The organism is Pseudomonas sp. SWRI92 (assembly GCF_014268685.1).
Lineage (GTDB): Bacteria > Pseudomonadota > Gammaproteobacteria > Pseudomonadales > Pseudomonadaceae > Aquipseudomonas > Aquipseudomonas marvdashtae.
This window is the reverse complement of the sequence record NZ_JABWQY010000002.1, coordinates 374,152-399,529: the sequence shown is the minus strand read 5'-3', so window position 1 is coordinate 399,529 and position 25,378 is coordinate 374,152. Positions and strand designations below refer to the sequence as shown.

The 25,378-nt window shown below is 60.8% G+C and carries 24 protein-coding genes; 7 read left to right on the top strand and 17 right to left on the bottom strand.

Annotated elements, in window-relative coordinates; all coding sequences use genetic code 11:
• Positions 1–97: 97 nt before the first annotated feature.
• The 4 genes from sutA to glnK all read right to left on the bottom strand — a co-directional run bounded on the left by sutA (position 98) and on the right by glnK (position 2,867).
• Complete coding sequence (gene sutA / locus HU762_RS05115; RefSeq protein ID WP_186612706.1) at positions 98–421, bottom strand: transcriptional regulator SutA; 324 nt, start codon at positions 419–421, stop codon at positions 98–100.
• Positions 422–522: 101 nt separating this feature from the next.
• Positions 523–948 (bottom strand): secondary thiamine-phosphate synthase enzyme YjbQ, encoded by a 426-nt coding sequence (locus tag HU762_RS05110; protein WP_030138180.1) that lies wholly within the window; start codon positions 946–948, stop codon positions 523–525.
• A gap of 212 nt (positions 949–1,160) precedes the next feature.
• On the bottom strand, positions 1,161–2,495 hold the full coding sequence (locus HU762_RS05105; RefSeq protein ID WP_186633744.1) for an ammonium transporter: 1,335 nt from the start codon (positions 2,493–2,495) through the stop codon (positions 1,161–1,163).
• Positions 2,496–2,528: 33 nt separating this feature from the next.
• Complete coding sequence (gene glnK, locus HU762_RS05100) at positions 2,529–2,867, bottom strand: P-II family nitrogen regulator (protein WP_002555808.1); 339 nt, start codon at positions 2,865–2,867, stop codon at positions 2,529–2,531.
• Positions 2,868–3,281: 414 nt separating this feature from the next.
• On the opposite strand from glnK, the gene HU762_RS05095 reads away from it, so the two are divergent.
• Complete coding sequence (locus HU762_RS05095; RefSeq protein ID WP_186633741.1) at positions 3,282–3,542, top strand: accessory factor UbiK family protein; 261 nt, start codon at positions 3,282–3,284, stop codon at positions 3,540–3,542.
• 94 nt (positions 3,543–3,636) lie between these two features.
• Here HU762_RS05095 and HU762_RS05090 read toward each other — a convergent pair whose 3' ends face one another.
• Together HU762_RS05090 and HU762_RS05085 are read right to left on the bottom strand one after the other, a co-directional pair.
• Positions 3,637–3,942, bottom strand: coding sequence for a HigA family addiction module antitoxin (locus HU762_RS05090; protein ID WP_186633738.1), 306 nt, complete (start codon positions 3,940–3,942; stop codon positions 3,637–3,639).
• 8 nt (positions 3,943–3,950) lie between these two features.
• The gene (locus HU762_RS05085) at positions 3,951–4,229 is read right to left on the bottom strand and encodes a type II toxin-antitoxin system RelE/ParE family toxin (RefSeq protein WP_186633735.1); all 279 of its coding nucleotides are present in this window, start codon (positions 4,227–4,229) and stop codon (positions 3,951–3,953) included.
• A 341-nt stretch (positions 4,230–4,570) separates the two neighbouring features.
• On the opposite strand from HU762_RS05085, the gene HU762_RS05080 reads away from it, so the two are divergent.
• Complete coding sequence (locus HU762_RS05080; RefSeq protein ID WP_186633732.1) at positions 4,571–6,064, top strand: YifB family Mg chelatase-like AAA ATPase; 1,494 nt, start codon at positions 4,571–4,573, stop codon at positions 6,062–6,064.
• Between the two features lie 6 nt (positions 6,065–6,070).
• Here the strand turns inward: HU762_RS05080 and HU762_RS05075 are convergent, their stop codons facing one another.
• From HU762_RS05075 to HU762_RS05065, 3 genes are all read right to left on the bottom strand, one after another.
• Positions 6,071–7,285 carry an aldose 1-epimerase family protein gene (locus HU762_RS05075; protein ID WP_186633729.1) on the bottom strand — a complete coding sequence of 405 codons (1,215 nt, stop codon included), beginning with the start codon at positions 7,283–7,285 and terminating at the stop codon, positions 6,071–6,073.
• A gap of 241 nt (positions 7,286–7,526) precedes the next feature.
• A complete protein-coding gene (locus tag HU762_RS05070; protein WP_186633725.1) occupies positions 7,527–9,503 on the bottom strand; it encodes a methyl-accepting chemotaxis protein in 1,977 nt (658 codons plus the stop codon).
• 189 nt (positions 9,504–9,692) lie between these two features.
• Entirely contained in the window at positions 9,693–10,613 is a 921-nt protein-coding gene (locus HU762_RS05065; RefSeq protein ID WP_186633722.1) for a LysR substrate-binding domain-containing protein, read from the bottom strand.
• A 158-nt stretch (positions 10,614–10,771) separates the two neighbouring features.
• Between HU762_RS05065 and HU762_RS05060 the strand changes: the two genes are divergently transcribed.
• Positions 10,772–12,166: a NorM family multidrug efflux MATE transporter gene (locus HU762_RS05060; protein ID WP_186634445.1), complete on the top strand. Its 1,395-nt coding sequence runs from the start codon at positions 10,772–10,774 to the stop codon at positions 12,164–12,166.
• 18 nt (positions 12,167–12,184) lie between these two features.
• On the opposite strand, the gene HU762_RS05055 is transcribed toward HU762_RS05060, so the two are convergent.
• Positions 12,185–13,855: a bifunctional diguanylate cyclase/phosphodiesterase gene (locus tag HU762_RS05055; protein WP_186633719.1), complete on the bottom strand. Its 1,671-nt coding sequence runs from the start codon at positions 13,853–13,855 to the stop codon at positions 12,185–12,187.
• A gap of 275 nt (positions 13,856–14,130) precedes the next feature.
• On the opposite strand from HU762_RS05055, the gene rep reads away from it, so the two are divergent.
• Together rep and HU762_RS05045 are read left to right on the top strand one after the other, a co-directional pair.
• Positions 14,131–16,140 (top strand): DNA helicase Rep, encoded by a 2,010-nt coding sequence (gene rep, locus HU762_RS05050; protein ID WP_186633716.1) that lies wholly within the window; start codon positions 14,131–14,133, stop codon positions 16,138–16,140.
• Between the two features lie 54 nt (positions 16,141–16,194).
• Positions 16,195–16,767, top strand: coding sequence for a xanthine phosphoribosyltransferase (locus tag HU762_RS05045; RefSeq protein WP_186612685.1), 573 nt, complete (start codon positions 16,195–16,197; stop codon positions 16,765–16,767).
• Here the strand turns inward: HU762_RS05045 and HU762_RS05040 are convergent.
• From HU762_RS05040 to dadA, 6 genes are all read right to left on the bottom strand, one after another.
• Positions 16,757–18,697, bottom strand: coding sequence for an acetyl-CoA hydrolase/transferase family protein (locus HU762_RS05040; RefSeq protein ID WP_186633713.1), 1,941 nt, complete (start codon positions 18,695–18,697; stop codon positions 16,757–16,759). The two genes, HU762_RS05045 and HU762_RS05040, sit on opposite strands and share 11 nt — an antisense overlap.
• 137 nt (positions 18,698–18,834) lie before the next feature.
• Entirely contained in the window at positions 18,835–19,248 is a 414-nt protein-coding gene (locus HU762_RS05035; protein ID WP_186634442.1) for a c-type cytochrome, read from the bottom strand.
• Between the two features lie 183 nt (positions 19,249–19,431).
• Positions 19,432–19,980, bottom strand: coding sequence for a cupin domain-containing protein (locus HU762_RS05030; RefSeq protein WP_047226150.1), 549 nt, complete (start codon positions 19,978–19,980; stop codon positions 19,432–19,434).
• 128 nt (positions 19,981–20,108) lie between these two features.
• Complete coding sequence (alr, locus tag HU762_RS05025; RefSeq protein ID WP_186634439.1) at positions 20,109–21,182, bottom strand: alanine racemase; 1,074 nt, start codon at positions 21,180–21,182, stop codon at positions 20,109–20,111.
• Positions 21,183–21,278: 96 nt separating this feature from the next.
• The gene (locus HU762_RS05020) at positions 21,279–21,632 is read right to left on the bottom strand and encodes a RidA family protein (protein ID WP_186633710.1); all 354 of its coding nucleotides are present in this window, start codon (positions 21,630–21,632) and stop codon (positions 21,279–21,281) included.
• Positions 21,604–22,908 carry a D-amino acid dehydrogenase gene (gene dadA / locus HU762_RS05015; RefSeq protein ID WP_186633708.1) on the bottom strand — a complete coding sequence of 435 codons (1,305 nt, stop codon included), beginning with the start codon at positions 22,906–22,908 and terminating at the stop codon, positions 21,604–21,606. The genes HU762_RS05020 and dadA overlap by 29 nt, the downstream gene beginning before the upstream one ends.
• Before the next feature lie 155 nt (positions 22,909–23,063).
• On the opposite strand from dadA, the gene HU762_RS05010 reads away from it, so the two are divergent.
• Entirely contained in the window at positions 23,064–23,552 is a 489-nt protein-coding gene (locus tag HU762_RS05010) for an Lrp/AsnC ligand binding domain-containing protein (protein ID WP_003206849.1), read from the top strand.
• Between the two features lie 6 nt (positions 23,553–23,558).
• Here HU762_RS05010 and HU762_RS05005 read toward each other — a convergent pair whose 3' ends face one another.
• On the bottom strand, positions 23,559–23,912 hold the full coding sequence (locus HU762_RS05005) for a YkgJ family cysteine cluster protein (RefSeq protein WP_186612826.1): 354 nt from the start codon (positions 23,910–23,912) through the stop codon (positions 23,559–23,561).
• Between the two features lie 145 nt (positions 23,913–24,057).
• On the opposite strand from HU762_RS05005, the gene HU762_RS05000 reads away from it, so the two are divergent.
• Positions 24,058–25,371, top strand: a complete 1,314-nt coding sequence (locus tag HU762_RS05000; RefSeq protein ID WP_186633705.1) for an FAD-binding oxidoreductase — start codon at positions 24,058–24,060, stop codon at positions 25,369–25,371.
• Positions 25,372–25,378: the final 7 nt, after the last annotated feature.

The window sequence follows — 25,378 nt, the reverse complement described above, 5'->3', positions numbered from 1 at the left end:
GCGCTGGGTCCACTTCTGTAGCAGTCTGCCCGAAAACTTCAGTCCATGAAAAAGCCCGCAGCGACGGCGGGCTTTTTCAGCAAGCAAGGGCAGATACTCAGATAGGGCGGCTACCGTACTTGTTGTCAGGCTTCTTGGGCGGATCAGCGACCACGTTGGCCTCCACTTCCTGCACCTTTCCGCCCCTGGCCAGGAATTCCTCCATGGCCTTGGCGAGCGCGTCACGCTCCTTGTTCTTGGCCTCTACGCTCGGCAACTCGTCAATCGATACCGCCGCCTTGGCCTTGCCTTTGGCGGTCGGAACCGGGACATCGGCACCGTCGTCTTCAACGACGTCTTCAGCCGCCGCTTCCAGGCCTTCTTCGGCCTCGTCTTCGTCACCTACTTCGAGGTCGTCGTTTTCCAGATCATCGTCGCTCATGTTCTACCTCATGACTTGCGAAAAGCAGATTAGTTATAGCCCAGCTTCGCCATCTGTCGAAGGCTGCCAGAAAAAATTCAACATCCGCCGGCAATCAGCGGTCATGCCCCTTCACCGTGCAAGGTGGCGAGGACTTTACGGGCACCGCCATGATCACGGTGCTCGCCCAGATAAACACCTTGCCAGGTACCCAACGCCAACCGTCCCGCCGTCACCGGAAGACTGAGCTGACATCCCAGCACGCTGGCCTTGAAGTGCGCCGGGAGGTCGTCCAGGCCTTCGTCGTTGTGCTCATAGTCGGCGGTTCCTTGTGGGATCAGCCGATTGAAAAATCGTTCGAAGTCTCGACGTACCGCCGGATCGGCGTTCTCGTTGATGGTCAACGAGGCCGAGGTATGCTGCAGCCACAGATGCAACAGACCGACACGACATGCCTTGAGTTCAGGCAGGCCGGCGAGCAACTCGTCCGTCACCAGATGAAAGCCCCGGGGCCTTGCCCGCAGGGTTATCAGCGTCTGTTGCCACATACAGATCTCCGCACGTTCGGCGCGCATTCTAGCGCGCTCTGGGAAAAAACAAAGGGCCTAATATTCCTGCCTCCATGTAAGTCTTTGGCGGTAGAAAAACTCAAGTCGCATACGCAACAAAAGGCGTCGGAAAAACCAGCACGCCTTGTGAGCAATGACAAACTCCAGACAAAAAAATGCCCGGCGAACCGGGCATTTTTTTTAGCTGTCGATTACAGGTTGTAACCACGCTCGTTGTGCTGGGCCAAGTCCAGGCCCACGGCTTCTTCTTCCTCGGAGACACGCAGACCCATGACGGCGTCCAGTACCTTGAGAATGATGAAGGTGACGATGCCGGTGTAGACCACAGTGAAGCCTACGCCCTTGAATTGAATCCACACTTGCGCACCGATATCGGTCACGGTGCCGAAGCCACCCAGGGCCGGCGCTGCGAACACACCGGTCAGGATCGCGCCGAGGATACCGCCGATACCGTGCACGCCAAAGGCGTCGAGGGAATCGTCATAACCGAGCTTGCGCTTGAGGGTGGTCGCGCAGAAGAAGCACACCACGCCCGCCGCCAGGCCGATGACCAGGGCGCCCATCGGGCCCACGGTGCCAGCTGCAGGCGTGATCGCGACCAGGCCCGCCACCACACCCGAGGCGATGCCCAGTGCGCTTGGCTTGCCGTGGGTGATCCACTCGGCGAACATCCAGCCCAGCGCTGCGGCAGCGGTGGCGATCTGGGTTACCAGCATCGCCATGCCGGCGGTGCCGTTGGCCGCGACGGCGGAACCGGCGTTGAAACCGAACCAGCCCACCCACAGCATGGCCGCGCCCATCAGGGTGTAACCCAGGTTATGCGGCGCCATTGGCGTAGTCGGGAAGCCTTTGCGCTTGCCCAATACCAGGCAGGCTACCAGGCCGGCGATACCGGCGTTGATGTGCACCACGGTGCCGCCGGCGAAGTCCAGCACACCCCAGTCCCACATCAGGCCGCCGTTGCCGGACCAGACCATGTGCGCAATCGGCGCATACACCAGGGTGAACCACACGCCCATGAAGATCAGCATGGCGGAGAACTTCATCCGCTCGGCGAAAGCGCCGACGATCAGGGCTGGAGTGATGATCGCGAAAGTCATCTGGAAGGTGATGAACACCGCTTCAGGGAACAACGCCGCCGGGCCGGTGATGCTAGCCGGAGTGACGCCCGCCAGGAATGCCTTGCCCAAGCCGCCGATGAAGGAGTTGAAGTTGACGACGCCCTGCTCCATGCCGGTGGTGTCGAACGCGATGCTGTAGCCATAGATGACCCACAGGACGCTGATCAGACCGGTAATGGCGAAGCACTGCATCATCACGGAAAGAATGTTTTTCGACCGAACCATGCCGCCGTAGAACAGCGCCAGGCCAGGAATGGTCATGAACAGAACAAGAATCGTGGCCGTCAGCATCCAGGCGGTGTCGCCGGAGTTGAGGACGGGGGCTGCCGCTTCTTCTGCCATGGCCAGGCCAGGCATTACGAAGGACAACAGGGCTCCTAGCCCTGCGAATTTACGCAGAGTCATATTGTTTTCTCCTGGGGCGTTGGGTTTGACGGCTTAGATAGCGTCGGTATCGGTTTCGCCGGTACGGATGCGAATGGCCTGTTCCAGATTGACCACAAAGATCTTTCCGTCACCAATCTTGCCGGTGTTGGCGGCCTTGGTAATCGCCTCGATGACCCGGTCCAGATCCTTGTCGTCGATAGCGACGTCGATCTTCACCTTGGGCAGGAAGTCGACCACGTATTCCGCGCCACGATACAGCTCGGTGTGACCTTTCTGCCGCCCGAAGCCTTTGACTTCAGTAACGGTAATGCCCTGCACGCCGATCTCGGACAACGACTCGCGTACGTCGTCCAACTTGAACGGCTTGATGATGGCAGTGACTAGCTTCATGAAACTCTCTCCCGAATTGGTGGACTTGCCCCAGGAAAACAAACCCGACTCAAGTCTAAGCGCAGTGCCTGGCTTTGTAACGCGTCGTCGGCCCGAGTTGCCCGACTGGCGCCAGCTGACTACTCCTGACGAAACTCCCCGCTCCGCCTTTGCACTGCATTTCGTCACAGCGACTGCATCAGTGCATGGGTCACCAGCCTCTAAGCAGAAAGCTTGCCATCTGTGCCCAACCCCCCTGATTTCAACCCTTTGCCCGCTACGCCGGCCTGCACCGCGCTACGAACCGCAGCGATACGCACAACAACGGTGCGACAGCGCCCGGCACCGTGCGCGAAAAGCGTGCATCCGGGCCTGGCGAATTGACTATAGACGGTGCGTGATACACTGCCCGCCATCGTTTCCAGGACACCTGCCATGCTTGCGCCCAAAGACCTCCTCGACGCCCTCAGCGGCCACGCCTCCCGCCTCTTGAGCGGCGACACTCCCCTGCCGAAAAGCGAAATCGAAAGCCAGTTCAAGGCGCTGCTGCAAAGCGGCTTCAGCAAGCTGGACCTGGTGAGCCGGGAAGAATTCGACAGCCAGATGGTTGTGCTGGCCCGGACCCGGGCGCGGTTGGAGAGTCTGGAGGCGAAGGTGGCTGAGTTGGAGGCGAGGCTCGGCGCCGACGCAGGATGATTTCGATACGCTGCGAATTCCTGGACGTCTCTGCCCGCTTCGGTTTTGAGCTATAAACCCTCGCTACAAGCGCGGGGTTCAACCAGCCCTCGAATCAAGCGCACTGAGGGAGGCGCTTGACCTGATCACGGATTACGGAACCCCGCTCGATTTCAGCCTTGCGCAGGTCGTATGTGGACTGCAAATTCAGCCAGAACTCTGCGGTAGTATTCAGGCAGATCGATAACCTGAGGGCCATATCGGCGCTCACACCTCGACGCTGCAGCACAATGTCGTTCACCGTTGGTGTCGAGACATTCAACGCCCTCGCCAGGGCCGCCGCTGTAACACCCGAAGGCTCCAAGTATTCTTCCTTGAGAATTTCGCCGGGGTGAACCGGACGCATACCGTTTTTAGTCATTACTCACCTCAGTGATAGTCGACGATTTCTATGTTTTCCGGTCCGTTAGGACTCCAAACAAAACAAATCCGCCATTGTGCGTTGATGCGGACACTGTGCTGCCCTTTGCGATTTCCCTCCAGAGCCTCCAGCCGATTACCGGGTGGAGATTTCAGGTCCGTCAGCACGACAGCCGCATCAAGCATCGCTAGCTTGCGCTCCACCACACTTAAAATACCTGACCACTTGCGAGTTTTACCGTTGCGAAACAGAAACTCGGTTTCCGAACACCTGAAGCTAACGATCATAGATTAAAGCTTAACGTTATGCATTAATCCTGAGTATAGAAACGCGAATTGGAAAATCAAACAGGCCTTCTCCGTAAATAGCTGCGCTTACAAAAATCTCGGAAAAAGACCACCTCGCAAAATTTCTCCTACAATCGTTCCCGCTTTTTCCTCACCAACACCCGAACAATTCCGATTGATTCCCACAGAAATGGCTGTATATCTCCCCGTTCACGCTTGAATGGCGTATCCGTAACATCCTGCCAACATTTCTCCCTTCAACTGCCGCACCCAAGTCCTCACCCAGGACTAGTCTTCAAGAGCCGCAGGACGCGGCTCTTTATTCATTCAAGGAACGCTTCATGTCGCTTGCCATCGTCCACAGCCGCGCCCAGGTGGGGGTGGAGGCTCCTGCCGTTACCGTTGAAGTTCACCTGGCCAATGGCTTGCCGTCACTGACCATGGTCGGCCTGCCAGAAGCCGCCGTGAAGGAAAGCAAGGATCGAGTGCGCAGCGCGATCATCAATTCGGGGCTGAACTTCCCGGCGCGGCGCATCACCCTGAACCTGGCGCCGGCGGATCTTCCAAAGGACGGCGGCCGCTTCGACCTGGCCATTGCCTTGGGAATTCTCTCCGCCAGCGTGCAAGTGCCGACACTGATGCTGGACGACGTTGAATGCCTCGGGGAACTGGCCTTGTCCGGCGCCGTTCGGCCGGTGCGCGGGGTGCTGCCCGCGGCGCTGGCGGCGCGCAAGGCCGGGCGCATGCTGGTGGTGCCGCGAGCGAACGCCGAGGAAGCGTGCCTGGCGTCGGGGTTGAAGGTGATCGCCGTGGATCATCTGCTCGAAGCGGTGGCGCACTTCAATGGCCACACGCCCGTCGAGCCGTTTGTTTCCAACGGGCTGCTTTCGGCCAGCAAGCCTTATCCGGACCTGAGCGAAGTACAAGGCCAGACCGGCGCCAAGCGCGCACTGCTGATCGCTGCGGCGGGGGCTCATAACTTGTTGTTCAGCGGCCCACCTGGCACTGGCAAGACGCTGTTGGCAAGTCGTTTGCCGGGGTTATTGCCACCGTTGGCGGAAAGCGAAGCCCTGGAGGTCGCGGCGATACAGTCTGTCGCCAGTTGCGTGCCGTTGAGCCATTGGCCGCAACGCCCGTTTCGCCAGCCTCATCATTCGGCGTCCGGGCCGGCGCTGGTGGGAGGCGGGTCCAAGCCGCAGCCGGGGGAAATCACCCTCGCCCACCATGGCGTGCTGTTCCTCGATGAACTGCCGGAGTTCGACCGCAAGGTGCTGGAAGTCTTGAGAGAGCCGCTGGAGTCAGGTTTCATCGTGGTTTCGCGGGCCCGAGACCGGGTGCGCTTTCCGGCACGCTTTCAACTGGTGGCAGCGATGAACCCCTGCCCTTGTGGATATCTCGGCGAGCCCAGCGGCCGATGTTCCTGCACGCCGGACATGGTGCAGCGTTACCGCAACAAGCTGTCCGGTCCTTTGCTGGACCGCATCGACCTGCACCTGACTGTCGCCCGGGAAGCCACGGCTCTGACCCCAAGGAGCGAACCGGGTGACGACACGGCCACCGCAGCCGAACGGGTGGCCGAAGCCCGTGAACGCCAGCAAGCACGACAGGGTTGTGCCAATGCGTTCCTCGACCTGCCGGGCCTGCGTCGGCATTGCAAATTGTCGGCAACCGATGAAGCCTGGCTGGAGACCGCCTGCGAACGGTTGACCCTGTCGCTACGAGCCGCCCATCGCTTGCTCAAGGTCGCCCGGACCTTGGCCGACCTCGAGCAGGTTGAACGAATCAGTCGAGAACACCTGGCCGAAGCCCTGCAATATCGGCCGGCTACGCCTTGAAAAGGCTCACGGTTTGCTCAGGTCCACCAACGGTGTCTCCCGCACCTCGATTTTTTGATCGCCCTGGATGTCGTCGATGCGCTTGAGGGCCTTGTCCACGGCAACCTTGTCTGCCAGAAGGCTGTAGTGGATCTGGAATTGCTTGCGCTCTTTCGGTGCAATGGTCGGCACCAGGCCCAATGGACGCTGGTAGCGGCGGTTATAGGAGAAACTGGTGCCCGGCTCCAGGCCGGTCACATAGCCCTGGCCTTGGGTATCGGTGTTTTTCCACAGGGAAAAAACCGGAAGCGTCCCGGTGTTGAAGCCCACCGCAACGCCGAGGCTGCCGGCCTTGTTGTGCAATACGGTCAGCGTATCGCCCTTGGCATCGGCGTATGGCACGACGTTATAGACCGTTTCATCGTAGTCCTTGGTGGGGGCTCGATAGGTTTGCCAGTCTTTCAGGTCGCCCTTGGCCTTGTCGTTGAATGGCGAGACTTGCTTGACCGGCGCTGCGAAGCGAGCACCCTGCTCCAGGAACGGGGTGCTGAAATTACTGTGGTAGAGCGCCTGGTATTCCTTTGGGTAATCGCCATTGTTGGTCAGCGTGTCATTGAGCGAGAACGTCACGCTGCCGGGTTCAGTGACGAGTTCGGTCTGCACCGAGAAATCGACTTTCTTGAACGCCTGTTCCTTCAGCTCGCCTCGCAGGGTGATCGCGTAGGGAGGTTTTTCGTCAATGTGCAGCGTGACCTTGTTCGCCGGGATATTGGCCGCGCGACCGTGCAATGTCAGCAGCTCTCCGTTATCCATACCCGGATGGCCGACCCATTCGTAGCCGCAACGGGTCACCAGCTCATTGAAACCTTCAAGCCAGCCCAGGCCGCCTCGCCCGTTGAGCTCGATGAATGCCGGGTTGACCACTTCCTTGACCGGCGAATCCCAGCCCATGCGCACATCACCAACCGAGGCTTGCAGCACATTCATGCCTCGAGTCGGGACGACCGAGAGCTTCAGGGAGCCGTTATCGATGTCGACAACGCTGACGCCTTCCTGGCGACCGCCGTGCAGGGTGCGCATCGTCACGGAAAACGGCTTGTCGGTCTTGACGCCCAACTGCTGGCTGGTGATTTGCCACGGCTGGGCGGCCTTGTCGGTATCGAGCAAAACGTAATCCCAAGCCATCGCATGGGAGGCAGCACCCAAGGCGCTGAGGGCAACGAGGAGTTTGAGCGAATTCATGAACGGAGCCTTTTCTTGGAGTTGTGCGGTTTTTATAGACTTGAAGAAACGTTTCAGCAAGCCAAAAAACAGCAACTAACCTAAAAAGGGCCTAAGCGGGAGAGTGGAGCTTTTGTGGGAGCGAGCTTGCTCGCGAACGCGATGGGTCAGGGTGAGATGAGGGTGGCCGGACTGCCGCCATCACGCGAGCAAGCTCGCTCCAGCAAACCGTGCTGGAGGCGCTTGCTCGGTACGGAACGCCTCAGCGGAACCGATCAACCTCTTTGCGCAGGTCCTGCGCCAGGGTTTCCAGTTCCTTGGCGGTGATCGCCAGGTTGGAGACCACTTCGCGCTGCTCGGTGTTGGCCATGGCAATGCTTTGCAGGTTGCTGCTAAGCAGGGTCGCGGTGCTGCTCTGTTCCTGGGTGGCCGTGGTGATCGCAGAGAATTGCTGGCCGGCCGAGCGACTTTGTTCATCGATGCGCGCCAGGGCCGTGGCCACATTGGCGTTGCGCGACAAGCCTTCCTGCATCAGCAGGTTGCCCTTCTCCATCGTACTGATGGCATTGCCGGTTTCCTGCTGGATGCTGTTGATCATGCCGGAAATTTCATCAGTGGCCTGACGGGTACGCGACGCCAGGCTGCGCACTTCATCGGCCACCACGGCAAAACCACGGCCCTGCTCGCCCGCGCGGGCAGCTTCGATGGCGGCGTTCAGCGCCAGCAGGTTGGTTTGTTCCGCGATAGACGTAATCACGCCCACGATGCCGCCGATTTCCTGGGAACGCTGGCCCAGGGTGTTGATGACCGTAGCCGTACTGTTCAGCGCGCCAGCTATCTGCTCCAGGGACGATGAAGCTTCGTCCATGGACGTGCGACCAATCTGGGTTTGCTGTGCGTTCTCTTGGGCCAGGCGCTGGGTATTGCCCATGTTGTCGGCAATGTTCAGGGAGGTGGCGCTGAATTCTTCAACCGCGCCGGCCATGCTGGTGATCTCGCCGGACTGCTGCTCCATGCCTTCATAGGCACCGCTGGACAACCCGGACAGGGCCTGGGCACGGCTGTTGACCTCTTGCGAGGCTTTGCGGATGTGCTCGACCATGGTCGACAAGGCTTGGCTCATCTGGTTGAACGCGCGGGCCAGTTGGCCGATCTCGTCATGGCTCGACACGTTCAGGCGCACGCTCAAATCACCGGCACCCAATGCTTCGGCCTGACGCACCAGGTCGCCCAACGGGGCCAGTTTACTGCGCAGCAGCCACATCGCTGACCCAACGGCCAGCAGCATCGCCAGCAAGCTGCCGATAGCCAGTTGCGTACCGACACTCCAGGTCACGGCACTGATTTCAGCTTTCGGCATGCTCGCCACGACGGCCCACGGCCCGCCTTCGAACGGCACGGCGACGCTGTAGAACGCTTCTGCGGTGTCGTCCCAGAACGCCCCTTTACCTGGCTTCTTGACGAGGTTCGTGATGGTTACGGCAGCCTTGTCCAACGCCTGCACGCCTGCTGGCGGCACCAGCCATTTGCTTTGCTCATCCAGCAAGGCCAGCGAACCGGTCTTGCCGATGCGGAAGCGCTTGAGGTTCTCGAACTGCGCGTTCTGCGCATCGGTGTAATCGAAGCCTACGTACAACACGGCAATGATCTTGCCACTGCTGTCGCGCACCGGCGTGTACTGCGACATATAGAAACGCCCGAACAGCAGCGCCCGGCCGATATAGCTCTGGCCACTGATCACCGGGCCATAAGCCGGGCCGGCGCGGTCGAGCACGGTGCCGATGGCTCGCGTGCCGTCCTGTTTGCTGACCGAAGTGCTGACCCGGATGAAATCGTCGCCGCTGCGCACGAAAATCGTGGCCACCCCGGCGGTCATCGTCTTGAAGTCATCGACTTCCTTGAAATTGTTGTTCAGCACTTCGCTGCCCAGGCTCAAGCCAGGGGTTTGTACGCCCGCCACAGCCACCGGTTGGTCAGGATGCACGCTCAGGCCCGCGCTGAAGCGCTTTTCGAACAGACCGGCCAGCCGCTGAGTGCTCTCGCGCAAAGTGCCATGGAACGTATTGAGCTGATCGGCCATCAGGCGAGCTTCGCTGGCCAGGTGCTCTTCACGGGTGGCAAGGTTGGCGGTGTCCAGCGAGCGCAAGGCGAAGACGGTACTGCCGGTGATCACTATCGCCAGTATCACAGCGAGGGCAAGGCCAAGCTGAGAGGCGATCCGGGCGCGAGGTTGAGACATGACGGCTCCTGGCCGAGAGACTGGGATCGTCCTGATCACGTCACGCGCTCGGCTATTTTTTGGGTGATGGGTGTAGGCAGTCCCTTTCTGATACGAAAGTACTACCTCCACACCTTCGGCGGCGAAACCAAATACTTGAGCGATTCGGAAGGATTAATATCAAGTGGCTAGCACTGGCACTGCAACGGTTCAGCCAAGACGCTTCACGTCGGGAAGGCGCATGGCCGTGACCTCGCTTTGCAAAAAATCGCTGAGCCGGCGCAAACGTTCACCACCGGGACGAGTCTTCGGCCAGACGAGGTAATAGTGCTCACCGCTGGCGACCGCAGTTGGCCACGGCAGGCTCAAGCGCCCCTGGGCGACGTCCTCGGCGACCATCAGCAAATCCCCCATGGACACGCCGTAGCCGCGCGCCGCAGCGATCATGCCCAGTTCCAGCGTGTCGAACACTTGCCCGCCCTTGAGCGAAACCTTGTCGGCCAACCCCATGCGCTGCAGCCAGTTGCGCCAGTCACGGCGATCCGGTGTGGGATGCAGCAGTTCGGCACTGGCCAACCGCGCCAGATCCCAAGGTTGGTCGTTCAACAGGTTCGGCGCGCCGACCGGAATCAGCTCCTCGGGGAATAACAGGCTGGCTTCCCAATCCGCCGGAAAATGCCCATTGCCCAGCAGTACCGCGCAATCGAAAGGCTCGGTATTGAAGTCCACCGAGTCGATGTCCATCCAGGCGCTGGTCAATTGCACCTCGTTGCCGGGCTGCAAGTGCCGAAAACGGCTCAGCCGCGCCAACAGCCAACGCATGGTCAGGGTCGAGGGTGCTTTCATGCGCAGGATGTCGTCTTCCCCGTGCAAGGTATGACAGGCGCGCTCCAGCGCCATGAACCCTTCTCGCACGCCCGGCAACAGCAAACGCGCCGACTCGGTCAACTGCACGTTGCGGCCGCTGCGCTGGAACAGCCGACAGGCGAAGTGATCCTCCAGCGTGCGGATGTGCCGGCTGACCGCGCTTTGCGTGATCGACAACTCTTCAGCAGCCCGGGTGAACGAGCTGTACCGCGCCGCCGCTTCGAATGCACGTAGCGCATAAAGAGGAGGAAGACGACGAGACATGGCGAAGCTCCATGAGGGTGATACCGGCACCCTAGCAGAATGTGCTCCAGCATGAGTTTTAATCATGCCAGCAATCGTATTTATCCTTTTGTGCAAACCTCCGCGAGCGCCGAGAATCGACGTTTTACTGCCTTGTTTGAACATGGAGCGTGATGATCATGCAGCATCCGGCGCGTACCGAACTCTGGGCCATCCTGCGGCTGGCGGGGCCGTTGATTGCCTCGCAGTTGGCGCACATGCTGATGGTGCTGACCGACACCCTGATGATGGCGCGCCTGAGTCCCGAAGCCCTGGCCGGCGGCGGGCTCGGGGCGGCCACTTATTCGTTCGTATCGATTTTCTGCATCGGCGTGATCGCGGCGGTGGGTACATTGGTCGCGATTCGCCAAGGCGCCGGCGATATTGAAGGGGCCACCCGGCTGACCCAGGCCGGATTATGGCTGGCCTGGTTGATGGCGCTGGTGGCGGGTTTGCTGCTGTGGAACCTCAAGCCGGTGCTGCTGATGTTCGGCCAGACCGAAACCAACGTGCTGTCCGCCGGCCAGTTCCTGCTGGCGCTGCCGTTCGCCCTGCCCGGCTACTTGAGCTTCATGGCGTTGCGCGGCTTCACCAGTGCCATCGGCCGGGCCACACCGGTCATGGTTATCAGCCTCGGCGGCACGGTGGCCAACTTCCTGCTCAACTACGCGCTGATTACCGGCATGTTCGGCCTGCCAAGGCTCGGCTTGATGGGAATCGGCCTGGTAACGGCCATCGTCGCCAACTGCATGGCCCTGGCGCTCGCCTGGCACATCCATCGCCACTCGGCCTACCGTGCCTATCCGTTGCTCAAAGGCCTGTCGCGGCCCAATCGCCAGTACCTCAAGGAGCTGTGGCGCCTGGGCCTGCCGATTGGCGGCACCTACGCGGTCGAAGTCGGTTTGTTCGCGTTCGCCGCGCTGTGCATGGGCACAATGGGCAGCACGCAATTGGCGGCGCACCAGATCGCTCTGCAGATCGTCTCGGTGGCGTTCATGGTCCCGGCGGGTATGTCCTACGCCATCACCATGCGCATCGGCCAGCACTACGGCGCCGGACAGTTGCCAATGGCGCGCCTGGCCGGGCGAGTCGGGATCGGCTTTGGCGCGGCCGTCATGCTGGCCTTTGCCATGGTGTTCTGGCTGTTGCCGAACCAGCTGATTGGCCTGTTCCTGGACCACAACGACCCGGCCTTCCGAGCGGTCATCGACCTGGCGGTCAGCCTGCTGGCCGTGGCGGCGTGGTTCGAGCTGTTCGACGGCGCGCAAACCATTGCCATGGGCTGTATCCGTGGTTTGAAGGATGCCAAGACCACGTTCCTGGTGGGTTTGGGTTGCTATTGGCTGATCGGCGCACCGGCCGCCTGGTGGATGGCCTTTCATCTGCATTGGGGACCGACCGGCGTTTGGTGGGGCCTGGCCCTGGGGCTGGCCTGCGCGGCGGTGAGCCTGACGTTGGCGTTCGAGTGGAAGATGAAGCGGATGATGCGCAGTGAGCCTGGGCAGCAGGATTTCGAGGCCATCCAGGCCAAGTGAAATCCAACGAAGATTGCTTCAGCTTCCGGCTTCCTGGACTGCCTGGCCACCTTCGAACGTCAGGTACTCGACCAATTCGGGTAACGGCAACGGTTTGCTGATCAAGAAGCCCTGCACCTGATCGCAACCGAAACCCCGGAGCAAGTCCAGTTGCTCCGGGGTTTCGACGCCTTCGGCCACCACCTCCAGGTTGAGGTTATGGGCCAGGTTGATCATCGCGTGCACCAGTTTGCGATTCTCTTCGCGCTGTTCCATGCCGCCGACGAAGCTCTTGTCGATCTTGAGCAAGGCGATGGGCAGGCTATTGAGGTGCACGAACGAGGAGAACCCGGTACCGAAGTCGTCCAAGGAAAAACGCACCCCCAAGCGACCTAGGGCGTCCATGGTCTGCTTGACCAGGTCGCTGCGGCGCATGACCGCGGTTTCGGTGAGTTCGAACTCCAGCCACTGGGCCTCGACGCCCCGCTCGGCGATCAATCGGCTGAGGGTCGGCAACAGCTGGCTGTCCTGGAACTGTCGGAACGACAGGTTTATCGCCATGTGCAACGGCGCCAATCCTCGCTCGCGCAGCGCCTGCATGTCCCGCAACGCCCGGGAGATCACCCAGTAACCCAACGGCACGATCAAGCCGCTCTGCTCGGCCAGCGGCACGAACTCGCTCGGCGGCAATAATCCGCGCTCACCATGACGCCAGCGCACCAGGGCCTCAAGACCTACGATCGTCCCGTCCGCAAGATTCAACCGGGGTTGGTAATGCAACTCCAGCTCGTCGCGGCGCAGCGCCCGGCGCAACTCGCTTTCCAGATCGGCGAGGCTGCGGGCATTGCGGTTGATGCGCTCGTTGAAGATATGAAAGGTGCAGCCTTGCGTGCTCTTGGCCTGTTGCATGGCGATATGGGCATGCCACATCAATGGGTCCGCACCGGCCTGTGCGCGGGCGTGGGCGATACCCAGGCTGCAACCGATCAACAGGCTTTCGCCGTCCACCCAATAGGGTTCCGCCATGGCTTCGGTGATGCGCTCGGCCATCCACTCCGCTCGCTGAGGCGCGCGACGGGTGTCGATCAGCAACGCAAACTCATCGCTGCCTAGCCGCGCCAACTGATCACCGGCTTCCAGCGCGCCCTTGAGACGCGAGACCACTTGCAGGATCAGACGGTCGCCGGCCTGGTGGCCGAGTGCGTCGTTGGCGTGACGGAAATTGTCGAGGTCCAGATGCCCCAGCGCCAGGCCACGGCCTTCGTTTTCAGCCAGGCGTGCCGCCAGCAAGGTCTGGAAGCCCTGGCGGTTGGCGATGCCCGTCAGCGGGTCCTGCGCGGCAAGCCGTTGTAGGGTATTTTCCAGCACGCCACGCTCTCGCACGTGTCGCAGGCAACGACGCAACGTCGCCTCATCCAGCACATCACGCACCAGCCAGTCGCTGACACCGTCCGGAGAGGTCGAAGGCTCGTGCTCAAGCAAGAGGACCGTTGGCAGACGGCAGCGACCGGGCGCGGGCTGCAAGCTCGCCACAGTCAGCAGCACCGCGTTGCGGTTGTCTTCAAACAGGCTGCTGACCGACTCCCAGCTCGGGGCGCTGATCAACACGACCGAGGGCCCCATGGGCGCCAGGCACTTGCGCAATACCGCTGACCACTCAGGCGTTTCGGCCAACAACAGCAAACGCAAGGGTTCGACAGGCGTAGACAAGCTGACTCCCTAGACTCTGCAAGGTGGTAGGCGCGGGGCATTATGACTCGCCAATGGGCAATCACCAATGCCAATGGTTCTCAAACACAAGCTTTTAACGTTTTTCACAACTGTAAAACGAACGTTAGACCTAAATCCCGTCCGCATCCTGAGCGAAAGTAACAAAAGCGGCAAATAGAGATGACGTTCAGCGTCACAAGTCGGACAGAGCAGCACAATTCTGCGAGCCTGTTAAAATGCCGGCCCATTTCGCAAACGACTCCCTGAACCCTGTCATGTCCCGACTCAATCCCCGGCAGCAAGAAGCCGTGAACTATGTCGGCGGCCCTCTTTTGGTGCTCGCCGGTGCAGGCTCCGGCAAGACCAGCGTGATCACTCGCAAGATCGCGCACCTGATCCAGAATTGTGGCATCCGCGCCCAGTACATCGTCGCCATGACGTTCACCAACAAGGCCGCCCGGGAAATGAAGGAGCGGGTCGGTGGCCTGTTGCGCGCCGGCGAAGGCCGCGGCCTGACGGTCTGCACCTTCCACAACCTGGGCCTGAACATCATCCGCAAGGAACACGCGCGACTGGGCTACAAACCGGGCTTCTCGATTTTCGACGAGACTGACGTCAAGGCCTTGATGACGGACATCATGCAGAAGGAATACTCGGGCGACGACGGCGTCGACGAGATCAAGAACATGATCGGGTCCTGGAAAAATGACTTGATCCTGCCGCCCGAAGCCCTGGAGAACGCCCGCAACCCCAAGGAACAGACCGCCGCCATCGTCTACGCCCACTACCAGCGCACCCTCAAGGCGTTCAACGCGGTGGACTTCGACGATCTCATCCTGTTGCCGGTCAAGCTGTTCCAGGATCACGCCGACATCCTCGAGAAATGGCAGAACAAAGTCCGCTACCTGCTGGTGGACGAATACCAGGACACCAACGCCAGCCAGTATTTGCTGGTGAAGCTGCTGATCGGTAAGCGCAACCAGTTCACCGTGGTAGGCGACGATGACCAGTCGATCTATGCCTGGCGCGGCGCACGTCCGGAAAACCTGATGCTGCTCAAGGACGACTATCCGTCGCTCAAAGTGGTAATGCTGGAGCAGAACTACCGCTCCACCAGCCGCATCCTGCGCTGCGCCAACGTGCTGATCTCCAACAACCCCCACGAATTCGAAAAGCAGCTGTGGAGCGAAATGGGCCACGGCGACGAGATCCGCGTGATCCGTTGCCGCAACGAAGACGCCGAAGCCGAGCGCGTGGCCATGGAAATCCTCAGCCTGCACCTGCGTACGGACCGGCCATACAGCGACTTTGCGATCCTCTATCGCGGCAACTACCAGGCCAAGCTGATCGAGCTGAAGTTGCAGCATCACCAGATCCCCTATCGCCTGTCGGGGGGCAACAGCTTCTTCGGACGCCAGGAAGTGAAGGACCTGATGGCCTACTTCCGCCTGATCGTGAACCCGGACGACGATAACGCCTTCCTGCGAGTGATCAACGTGCCACGGCGGGAGATCGGTTCGACCACGCTGGAAAAACTCGGCAACTACGCCACCGAGCGCAAGATCTCGATGTACGCCGCCACGGATGAAATCGGCCTCGGCGAGCACCTTGATAGCCGCTTCACCGACCGCCTGGCGCGCTTCAAGCGCTTCATGGACAAGGTCCGCGAACAGTGCGCCGGGGAAGATCCGATTTCAGCGCTGCGCAGCATGGTCATGGACATTGACTACGAGAACTGGCTGCGCACCAACAGCTCCAGCGACAAGGCCGCCGACTACCGCATGAGCAACGTCTGGTTTTTGATCGAGGCGTTGAAGAACACTTTGGAAAAAGATGAAGACGGCGACATGACCGTCGAAGACGCCATCGGCAAATTGGTGCTGCGGGACATGCTCGAGCGCCAGCAGGAAGAGGAAGAAGGCGCTGAAGGCGTGCAGATGATGACCCTTCACGCGTCCAAGGGCCTGGAATTCCCTTACGTGTTCATCATGGGCATGGAAGAGGAAATCCTGCCGCACCGTTCCAGCATCGAGGCCGACACCATCGAAGAAGAACGGCGCCTGGCCTATGTCGGGATTACCCGGGCACGCCAGACGCTGGCCTTCACCTTTGCCGCCAAGCGCAAGCAGTACGGCGAAGTGATCGACTGCGCGCCGAGCCGCTTTCTCGATGAGCTGCCGCCGGACGACCTCGCCTGGGAAGGCAACGACGACACGCCGACGGAAGTCAAAGTCGTTCGCGGCAACAGTGCCCTGGCGGATATACGCGCGATGTTGAAGCGCTAGAATCGATTATTTTTCACTGACTTCAGGCGCTGACGCGTCATCAGAGGAGGCTTCATGGAAGCCCTGCAGCAGAAAATTCGTGAACAAGGCATCGTGCTTTCCGATCAGGTCCTGAAAGTCGACGCTTTCCTGAACCACCAGATCGACCCGCAATTGATGAAGCTGATCGGCGACGAATTTGCCGCGCTGTTCAAGGATTCGGGCATCACCAAGATCGTCACCATCGAAGCCTCGGGCATTGCCCCGGCGATCATGACCGGCCTGAACCTCGGCGTACCGGTAATCTTTGCTCGCAAGCAGCACTCCCTGACCCTGACGGAGAACCTGCTCTCGGCCACCGTGTACTCATTCACCAAGAGAACCGAAAGCACGGTAGCCATCAGCCCGCGGCACCTGACCAGCAGCGACCGCGTGCTGATCATCGATGACTTCCTGGCCAACGGCAAAGCCTCCCAGGCGTTGATTTCCATCATCAAACAGGCCGGCGCGACCGTCGCCGGACTGGGCATCGTGATCGAGAAATCGTTTCAGGGAGGCCGCGCGGAACTCGATGCCCAAGGCTATCGCGTCGAGTCCCTGGCGCGGGTGAAATCGCTGGCGGGTGGGGTCGTGACCTTTATCGAATAATCCCTGGTGACTGAACGGTCGCCTTGAGCCCCGCAAGCAACAAGCGCTGGGACAGCTCCTCCTTCAGGCCCTCAGGGTTCGTCAACTGCATCCGCTCCAGATGCCCGGCATACTCCCATGGCTCCGGCGCATCGAGCGCGGCTTTGCCCAGTTCCAGGATTTCGGTGAGCTTGAACTTGCTTTTAAGCCAGTTCAGCGCCCGCAGCAAATCGCGCTCCAGCCCATCGAAATCGCAGCCCAACGGGTACTCCGGAAACAGATTCGGATGCCGCGCCTGGATCGCCTGCAAACGCTCCGACGTGTTGTCGGCGAAACGCGGATCGAGACGAAAGTCCTTCGGCAGTTTGCCGGCGCTTTGTGCCTGCTCGATCAGCCCAGGCTGGAAGCGGGAATCGCTGATGTTCAGCAACGCTTCGATCACGGCGGCGTCGGTCTTGCCGCGCAGGTCGGCGATGCCGTACTCGGTCACCACGATGTCTCGCAGGTGCCGGGGGATTGTGCAGTGGCCGTACTCCCAGACGATGTTCGAACTGACCACGCCCCCGGATTCGCGCCAGCTGCGCAAGAGCAGGATCGAGCGGGCCCCTTCCAGCGCATGCCCCTGGGCAACGAAGTTGTACTGGCCGCCCACACCACTGAGCACCCGCCCGTCCTCCAACTGGTCAGCCACTGCGGCGCCCATGAGCGTCATGGTGAAGACGGTGTTGATGAAACGCGCATCGAGTCGCTGCAAGCGCTTGAGTTGCTCTTGGCCGTACAGCTCGTTGATGTAGCTGATGCGGGTCATGTTGAATTCGAAGCGCCGGCTCTGCGGCAGTTCGCGCAAGCGCTCATAGAAGCTGCTCGGGCCGAGGAAAAACCCGCCATGAATGCAAATGCCGTCAGGTTGCGCCGCCTCGTCGAGAGTCCCTGCGTTGGCCTGTTCCTGGGTCGGTTCGTCGGGATAGACCTTGCGCCGGATGATCCCGGCCTCCGCCAACACCAGCAGGCCGTTGACGAACATTTCGCTGCAACCGTACAACCCCTTGGCAAACGGCTCGACCCCACCCTCGCGCTCGATCAACTGCGCCCACTGGCTCAGGTTCACGTCCGCCAGCAGGGCCTGGTATCCGGCGTTATCAGCCTGACGCGCCAGCAATGCCGCCGTCAGCGCATCGCCCATCGAGCCGATGCCGATCTGCAGCGTACCGCCGTCGCGCACCAGAGTGCTGGCGTGCAGGCCGATCAAATGATCCTGGAACCCCACCGGCATGTTCGGCGTGGAGAACAGCGTGTGGCTGTCCTTTTCATCGATCAGCAGGTCGAAGCCGTCGATGCCGATTTCCGCGTCGCCCGGCATGTAGGGCAAATCGCTGTGGACCTGACCCACCATGAGAATGGTTTCCCCCGCCTCGCGCCGCTTGGCGATCATTGGCAAGAGGTCCAGGGTAATGTCCGGGTTGCAGCTCAGGCTCAGGCGATCCGGATGCTCCGGGTCGCTGGCCACCAGCTGCGCGATCAGGTTCAGGCCAGCCGCGTTGATGTCCCGGGCCGCGTGGCTGTAGTTGCTGCTGACGTAGTCCTGCTGGGCGGATGCACTGTGCAACAGACTGCCCGGTTGCATGAAGAACTGCTGGACGCGGACGTTCGCCGGCAGGCTGTCGCGCTGCAGGTCGGCAAGGTAATCGAGCTCGGGATAATCGCCGAAGACCCGTTCGACAAAGGGCTCGAGGAAGCGCTTCTGCAACCCGTCGCCCAGGTTCGGCCGGCCCAGGCTCAGCGCCGTATAGATGGTCAGCTGCCGCTCGGGCAGTTGCGCGATGCGCCGGTACAGCGCGTTGGCGAACAGATTGGGCTTGCCCAGCCCGAGGGGCATGCCGAGGTGGATATGCGCGGGAAGGCGCTCGAGCACATCATCCACCGCCTGTTCGATTGAACACAACTGAACCATCCGACCCTCCGGGACATTCCATGAATGTGGGTTGGACCGAGCTTGCCGGGTCTTGGTTGCGATGAACAGCCTGGAAAAAAGACCCAGGCGCAAAAAAGCCGCTCGTAAGCGGCTTTTTCGTGAAAGATCCCGGAGGGTTACAGACCGGACATCTCTTTGATAGCACCCTTGAGTTCTTCATCGGTGCAATCGGCGCAGGTGCCTTTAGGCGGCATGGCGTTCACGCCGGTGATGGCCTTGGCCAAAATGCCGTCGAGGCCGCCTTGATGGTCGGCACGCTCTTTCCAGGCCGCCTTGTCACCGACTTTCGGCGCGCCCAGCAGGCCGGTACCGTGGCAAGCATTGCAGTGTTTGGCGATGACGTCCTTCGGCGCCTTGGCACCGCCAGCCCCACCCGCCGAAGCCACGACCTCCATACCCTTGCATTCCTTGCCCTGAACGCAAACCTGGCCAACGGGTTCGAGGCGCTTGGCGATTTCGTCGTTGGGCGCCGCTTGAGCGCTCGCAGCCCATAGGGCCAATACGGTTGCTGGTGCAGCCAGCATTTTCATAATTAGGTTCACGCGTACACCCTCAATGGTGGCTAGTCACGCCTGCGGCCACGGTTTGCAGGCGGGCGCAAGTATAGCGGTAAGCCTGTCACTCTGAAACAACCCCAAAGTCGCAAGGGTCTTGTTCGTCACGACAGCCCAACGTGCGGGCGCCTTTGCCATCCGGGCTTGGCGCCTCTTCGATTAGAAATTGGCCGGTGTGGCTGCGCTGATCAGTCGCGCCGGCGCATCGAACGGATTGCGAAAACGGTGAGGCTTGGTGCTTTCAAAATAGTAGCTGTCGCCTGCCTCGAGCACGAAAGTTTCGGCACCAACCACCAGCTCCAGCCGACCTTCCACCAGAATCCCGGTTTCCTCGCCTTCATGGGTGAGCATCTCGTCACCGGTGTCGGCGCCTGGCGGATAGATTTCGTTCAAAAAGGCAATCGCCCGGCTTGGATGTGCCCTGCCCACCAATTTCATGGTCACGGCGCCGTCGGAGATGTCGATCAGTTCGTTGGCTTTATAGACGATCTGGGTCGGTTTCTCCTGGAGGATTTCTTCGGAGAAAAACTCGACCATGGACATGGGAATCCCGCCAAGGACCTTGCGCAGCGAGCTGATCGAGGGGCTCACGCTGTTTTTCTCGATCATCGAAATGGTGCTGTTGGTGACGCCCGCGCGCTTGGCGAGTTCACGCTGGGAAAGGCCTTTGAGTTTACGAATGGATTGCAGTCGTTCACCGACGTCCAATGCTGGAGCCTCCAGGGAATCAGGTTGTGTGGAAAGTGAGCGTTATCATGGCGACAGCGTTCAGTATTTACAACACCTTGGCCCGAATCCTGTGCGGCGAAGCGACTTTCGGTAGGCTGCGTTTTGCCTCAGGTCCCGGAATAGAGCCGTGGCACCCGTCGCAGGTTGCAGAAAATCTGATAGGGAATGGTGTCGGCGGCCTTCGCGACATCGCTGGCGAGGATGTTTTTGCCCCACAGCTCCACGGTCGAGCCAAGCCCGACCTGGGGAATATGGGTCAGGTCCACGCACAGCATGTCCATCGACACTCGTCCGACCAGTTGGCTGCGCTGGCCATCCACCAGGACCGGCGTACCGTTCGGCGCCTGGCGCGGGTAGCCGTCGGCATAGCCCATGGCAACCACGCCGACCCGGGTCGGTTGCGCCGTCACAAAGCGAGCACCGTAGCCCACCGGCTCGCCGGCGGGAAGCTCGCGCACGCTGATGATCCTCGATTCCAGTGTCATGACCGGTTGCAGGCGCGAAGCCACGGCATTGGCCTCCTCGAACGGCGTCGCACCGTACAGCATGATGCCTGGCCTTACCCAATCGCTCGGTATTTGCGGCCAACCCAGAACCGCCGGCGAATTGCGCAGGCTGACCTCGGCCGCCAAGCCCTGGCGGGTCTGCTCGAATACTGCCAGTTGTTGCAGGCTGCTGGGGTCATGCAGCTCGTCAGCGCGGGCGAAGTGGCTCATCAGTACGATCTTCGCCACCTTGCCGCTCGCCAACAGGCGACGATACGCCGCCTGATAGTCGGTCGGGTGCAATCCAACCCTATGCATTCCCGAATCGAGCTTGAGCCAGACCGTGATCGGCGCGCCCAATGTTGCGCGTTCAATCGCTTCGAGCTGCCACAACGAATGCACCACGCACCAGAAATCGTGCTCAACGATCAATGGCAGTTCATCGGCCTCGAAGAATCCCTCCAACAGCAGGATCGGCCCGGCAATCCCACCGGCCCGCAGCTCCAGGGCTTCTTCGATGCAGGCCACGGCGAACCCGTCGGCCGTTTCCTGCAAGGCCTCGGCGCAGCGCACCGCGCCATGCCCATAGGCGTCCGCCTTGATCACCGCAAGGGCCTTGGCCCCGGTAACTTCGCGGGCCAGTTGGTAGTTGTGACGCAAGGCTTGTAGATCAATCAGGGCGCGGGCAGGACGCATGGCGGCAGGCTTCCAGGCGGTCATGAATTAAAAAACCGGCGCGGGCTGGCAGGGTGGACCACCCACAGCGCCGGGAGAGGGATCGTTTGGCCGGTATTAAGGCAGCGCAGCCACGACGGACAGCTCCACCAGGATATCTGGCTCACACAGCTTGGCCTCCACCGTGGCCCGGGCCGGGGCGACGCCTTTGGGTAACCATTGGTCCCACACCGCGTTCATCCCTGCGAAGTGGGCGTCGATGTCCTTCAGGTAAATGGTCACCGACAACAGTTGGCTCTTGTCAGTCCCAGCCAGGTCAAGCAGACGCTCGATATTGGCCAGCGTCTCGCGGGTTTGCTGCTCGATACCGGCGCTCATGTCGTCGCCGACCTGTCCGGCCAGGTAAACGGTGCCGTTGTGCAGGACGACCTGACTCATGCGGTCATTGGTGAGCTGGCGCTGGATTGCCATGTTTCGCGGACTCCTGAGGTTTGCTGCCATAACGGGAAATATCGAGGCCTTCGGCGCTGATCTGCGGCTTTTTCTTCGCCATCAGATCCGCCAGCAAGCGACCGGAACCGCACGCCATGGTCCATCCGAGGGTGCCGTGGCCGGTATTGAGGAACAGGTTCTTGAACGGTGTGGCGCCGACGATCGGCGTGCCGTCCGGGGTGGTCGGACGCAGGCCGGTCCAGAAGCTGGCCTGGGCCAGATCGCCGCCCAGAGGATAAAGGTCGTTGACGATCATCTCCAGGGTTTCACGCCGGCGCGGATTGAGCGAGAGGTCAAAACCAGCAATTTCCGCCATGCCGCCGACGCGAATGCGGTTGTCGAAACGGGTGATAGCGACCTTGTAGGTTTCGTCGAGAATGGTCGAGGTCGGTGCCATCGCCGGGTCGGTGATCGGCACGGTCAGCGAATACCCCTTGAGCGGGTATACCGGCGCACGAATACCCAGCGGCTTGAGCAATTGCGGCGAGTAGCTGCCCAGGGCGAGGACGTAACGGTCGGCGGTTTCCAGCTTGCCGTCGATCCAGACGCCGTTGATGCGATCACCGGCAAAATCCAGGCGCTCGATGTTCTGGTCGAAGCGGAACTGCACGCCGAGCTTCACAGCCATTTCCGCCAGGCGCGTGGTAAACATCTGGCAATCGCCGGTCTGATCGTTAGGGAGGCGCAAAGCACCGGCCAGAATGTCGGTGACGTTGGCGAGGGCCGGTTCGACCCGGGCGATACCTTCACGATCGAGCACTTCGAACGGCACGCCGGACTCTTTCAACACGGAGATATCTTTTGCCGCGCCATCGAGCTGGGCCTGGGTGCGGAACAACTGCGTAGTCCCGAGGCTACGGCCTTCGTAGGCGATGCCGGTTTCGGCACGCAGTTCGTCGAGGCAGTCGCGGCTGTACTCGGACAGGCGGACCATGCGCTCCTTGTTGATTGCATAACGATTGGCGGTGCAGTTGCGCAGCATCTGCGCCATCCACAGGTATTGGTCGATGTCGGCGGTGGCCTTGATCGCCAGCGGCGCGTGGCGCTGCAACAGCCATTTGATCGCCTTGAGCGGCACGCCCGGCGCGGCCCACGGAGAGGCGTAACCCGGCGATACCTGGCCGGCGTTGGCGAAACTGGTTTCCATGGCAGGCGCCGGCTGACGGTCGACCACCACTACTTCAAACCCGGCACGGGCCAGATAGTAAGCACTGACGGTACCGATGACGCCGCTACCCAAGACCAGAACGCGCATGTTGAAGCCCTCATCGCGGATAACCGCTGACGTTTGTTATACAAAGCCGTAATGAGCGCAGTGTAAAAAAGATCAGGCAGTGCTTTTCACTATATAAATGCCTATATTTGGCGAGAATTCTCGGCAAAAACCCTTTTCACGGAGGCGCATCACCTGTGCGTACCAATACCCAGACCAAACGCGAGCTGGACAAGATCGACCGCAATATCCTGCGCATCCTCCAGGCGGACGGGCGAATCTCCTTCACCGAGTTGGGCGAGAAGGTCGGCCTCTCCACCACGCCCTGTACCGAGCGGGTGCGACGCCTTGAGCGCGAAGGGATCATCATGGGCTACAACGCCCGGCTCAACCCGCAGCACTTGAAGGGTAGCTTGCTGGTGTTCGTCGAGATCAGCCTGGACTACAAGTCTGGCGACACTTTCGAAGAGTTCCGACGCGCAGTGCTGAAGCTGCCTCACGTGCTGGAATGTCACTTGGTGTCGGGGGATTTTGATTATCTGGTGAAAGCGCGGATTTCCGAAATGGCCTCGTACCGCAAGCTGCTGGGCGACATCCTGCTCAAGTTGCCCCACGTTCGAGAGTCCAAGAGCTACATCGTGATGGAGGAAGTGAAGGAGAGCCTGAACCTGCCGATTCCGGACTGAGCGCGTCTAGACCAACACCTGCCGGGTGCTCGCCATGTATTCGTGGATCTGCTTCTCGATCCGCGGATGAATCAATTCCACCGGCCTGCGCCCATTGGGGCACGGCAAGGTCGCCGTAGTGCCGAACAGCCGGCAGATCAAGGGTCGCTCGTCGTACACCGTGCAACCGTTCGGCCCCAGGTGCACACAGTCGAGCGCTTCCATGGCGGCGTCCTGTTCGGCGCGGGTCTTGCGCGGCAGGCGAGCCATTTCCTCAGGCGAGGTGGTCACCGGTCCGCAACAGTCATGGCAGCCCGGCACGCACTCGAACGTAGGAATCTGCTGACGTAGCGTGCGGATTTTTTGACTGTTGCAGCTCATCGAGGCGTTACCGAGTCGGGACAGCCCTGGATTCTGCCTTAAAAGCCACAGGCCAGACAGCGCCAGGCGACCGGTGTTGCCCACGATCGAATCCACGGCTTATGCTCCGTAAAATTTCTCAAACACAACAATCAGGATTACGCACATGAACGCCCGTGTTCAGCAACCTGTCCCGAACCACGCGCACGCCGCCTCTTACTACGCCGCCAGCAGCCTGCCGCAACCGGACCATCCGGTGCTGCAAGGCGAGTTGGTGGCGGATGTCTGCGTGGTGGGCGGCGGGTTTTCCGGGTTGAACACCGCGATCGAATTGGCCGAACGCGGCATGAGCGTTGTCCTGCTGGAAGCACACAAGATCGGCTGGGGCGCCAGCGGGCGCAACGGCGGCCAGCTGATTCGCGGTGTGGGCCATGGCCTCGATCAGTTCGCCCCGGTCGTTGGCGCCGACGGCGTCCGCCAAATGAAACTGATGGGGCTTGAAGCGGTGGAAATCGTCCGCCAACGAGTCGAGCGCTTTCAGATTGCCTGCGACCTCACCTGGGGTTACTGCGACCTCGCCAACAAACCCGACGACTTGCAAGGCTTCGCCGAAGAGGCCGAGGAACTGCGCAGCCTGGGTTATCGCTACGAAACCCGACTGCTGCGAGCCGATGAAATGCACAGCGTGGTGGGCTCGGATCGCTACGTTGGCGGCCTGATCGACATGGGCTCGGGTCACCTGCATCCGCTTAATCTGGCGTTGGGCGAAGCGGCCGCGGCGCAGCAATTGGGCGCCCGGCTGTTCGAACGATCGGCCGTCGTACGCATCGACTATGGTCCGCAGGTCAACGTGCACACCGAGCAAGGCTCGGTCCGCGCCAAGACGCTGGTGCTGGGCTGCAACGCCTACCTCAACGGCTTGAACCCGCAACTGAGTGGCAAAGTGTTGCCCGCCGGCAGCTACATCATTGCCACCGAACCCTTGAGCGAAGCCCAGGCACAGGCGCTATTGCCGCAAAACATGGCGGTCTGCGACCAGCGGGTAGCCCTGGATTACTACCGGCTTTCGGCAGACCGCCGCTTGTTGTTCGGCGGCGCCTGTCACTATTCCGGTCGCGACCCGCAGGACATTGGCGCTTATATGCGTCCGAAGATGCTCAAGGTATTCCCGCAACTGGCGGACGTGAAGATCGACTACCAATGGGGCGGGATGATCGGCATCGGCGCCAACCGTTTGCCGCAGATTGGCCGGTTGAAGGATCAACCGAATGTGTATTACGCCCAGGCCTACTCTGGCCACGGCGTAAACGCCACACACCTTGCCGGCAAGTTATTGGCCGAGGCCATCAGCGGGCAGCAAGGCGGGGGATTCGACTTGTTTGCCCAAGTGCCGCACATGACTTTTCCTGGCGGCAAGTACCTGCGCTCCCCTTTGTTGGCACTGGGGATGTTGTGGCATCGGCTGAAAGAACTGGTTTAACCAAAAA

Excerpts from the sequence above, each read along its gene's own strand:
- sutA (WP_186612706.1), bottom strand. The coding sequence starts at position 421 with ATGAGCGACGATGATCTGGAAAACGACGACCTCGAAGTAGGTGACGAA.
- HU762_RS05110 (WP_030138180.1), bottom strand. The coding sequence starts at position 948 with ATGTGGCAACAGACGCTGATAACCCTGCGGGCAAGGCCCCGGGGCTTT.
- HU762_RS05105 (WP_186633744.1), bottom strand. The coding sequence starts at position 2,495 with ATGACTCTGCGTAAATTCGCAGGGCTAGGAGCCCTGTTGTCCTTCGTA.
- glnK (WP_002555808.1), bottom strand. The coding sequence starts at position 2,867 with ATGAAGCTAGTCACTGCCATCATCAAGCCGTTCAAGTTGGACGACGTA.
- HU762_RS05095 (WP_186633741.1), top strand. The coding sequence starts at position 3,282 with ATGCTTGCGCCCAAAGACCTCCTCGACGCCCTCAGCGGCCACGCCTCC.
- HU762_RS05090 (WP_186633738.1), bottom strand. The coding sequence starts at position 3,942 with ATGACTAAAAACGGTATGCGTCCGGTTCACCCCGGCGAAATTCTCAAG.
- HU762_RS05085 (WP_186633735.1), bottom strand. The coding sequence starts at position 4,229 with ATGATCGTTAGCTTCAGGTGTTCGGAAACCGAGTTTCTGTTTCGCAAC.
- HU762_RS05080 (WP_186633732.1), top strand. The coding sequence starts at position 4,571 with ATGTCGCTTGCCATCGTCCACAGCCGCGCCCAGGTGGGGGTGGAGGCT.
- HU762_RS05075 (WP_186633729.1), bottom strand. The coding sequence starts at position 7,285 with ATGAATTCGCTCAAACTCCTCGTTGCCCTCAGCGCCTTGGGTGCTGCC.
- HU762_RS05070 (WP_186633725.1), bottom strand. The coding sequence starts at position 9,503 with ATGTCTCAACCTCGCGCCCGGATCGCCTCTCAGCTTGGCCTTGCCCTC.
- HU762_RS05065 (WP_186633722.1), bottom strand. The coding sequence starts at position 10,613 with ATGTCTCGTCGTCTTCCTCCTCTTTATGCGCTACGTGCATTCGAAGCG.
- HU762_RS05060 (WP_186634445.1), top strand. The coding sequence starts at position 10,772 with ATGCAGCATCCGGCGCGTACCGAACTCTGGGCCATCCTGCGGCTGGCG.
- rep (WP_186633716.1), top strand. The coding sequence starts at position 14,131 with ATGTCCCGACTCAATCCCCGGCAGCAAGAAGCCGTGAACTATGTCGGC.
- HU762_RS05045 (WP_186612685.1), top strand. The coding sequence starts at position 16,195 with ATGGAAGCCCTGCAGCAGAAAATTCGTGAACAAGGCATCGTGCTTTCC.
- HU762_RS05040 (WP_186633713.1), bottom strand. The coding sequence starts at position 18,697 with ATGGTTCAGTTGTGTTCAATCGAACAGGCGGTGGATGATGTGCTCGAG.
- HU762_RS05035 (WP_186634442.1), bottom strand. The coding sequence starts at position 19,248 with ATGAAAATGCTGGCTGCACCAGCAACCGTATTGGCCCTATGGGCTGCG.
- alr (WP_186634439.1), bottom strand. The coding sequence starts at position 21,182 with ATGCGTCCTGCCCGCGCCCTGATTGATCTACAAGCCTTGCGTCACAAC.
- HU762_RS05020 (WP_186633710.1), bottom strand. The coding sequence starts at position 21,632 with ATGGCAATCCAGCGCCAGCTCACCAATGACCGCATGAGTCAGGTCGTC.
- dadA (WP_186633708.1), bottom strand. The coding sequence starts at position 22,908 with ATGCGCGTTCTGGTCTTGGGTAGCGGCGTCATCGGTACCGTCAGTGCT.
- HU762_RS05005 (WP_186612826.1), bottom strand. The coding sequence starts at position 23,912 with ATGAGCTGCAACAGTCAAAAAATCCGCACGCTACGTCAGCAGATTCCT.
- HU762_RS05000 (WP_186633705.1), top strand. The coding sequence starts at position 24,058 with ATGAACGCCCGTGTTCAGCAACCTGTCCCGAACCACGCGCACGCCGCC.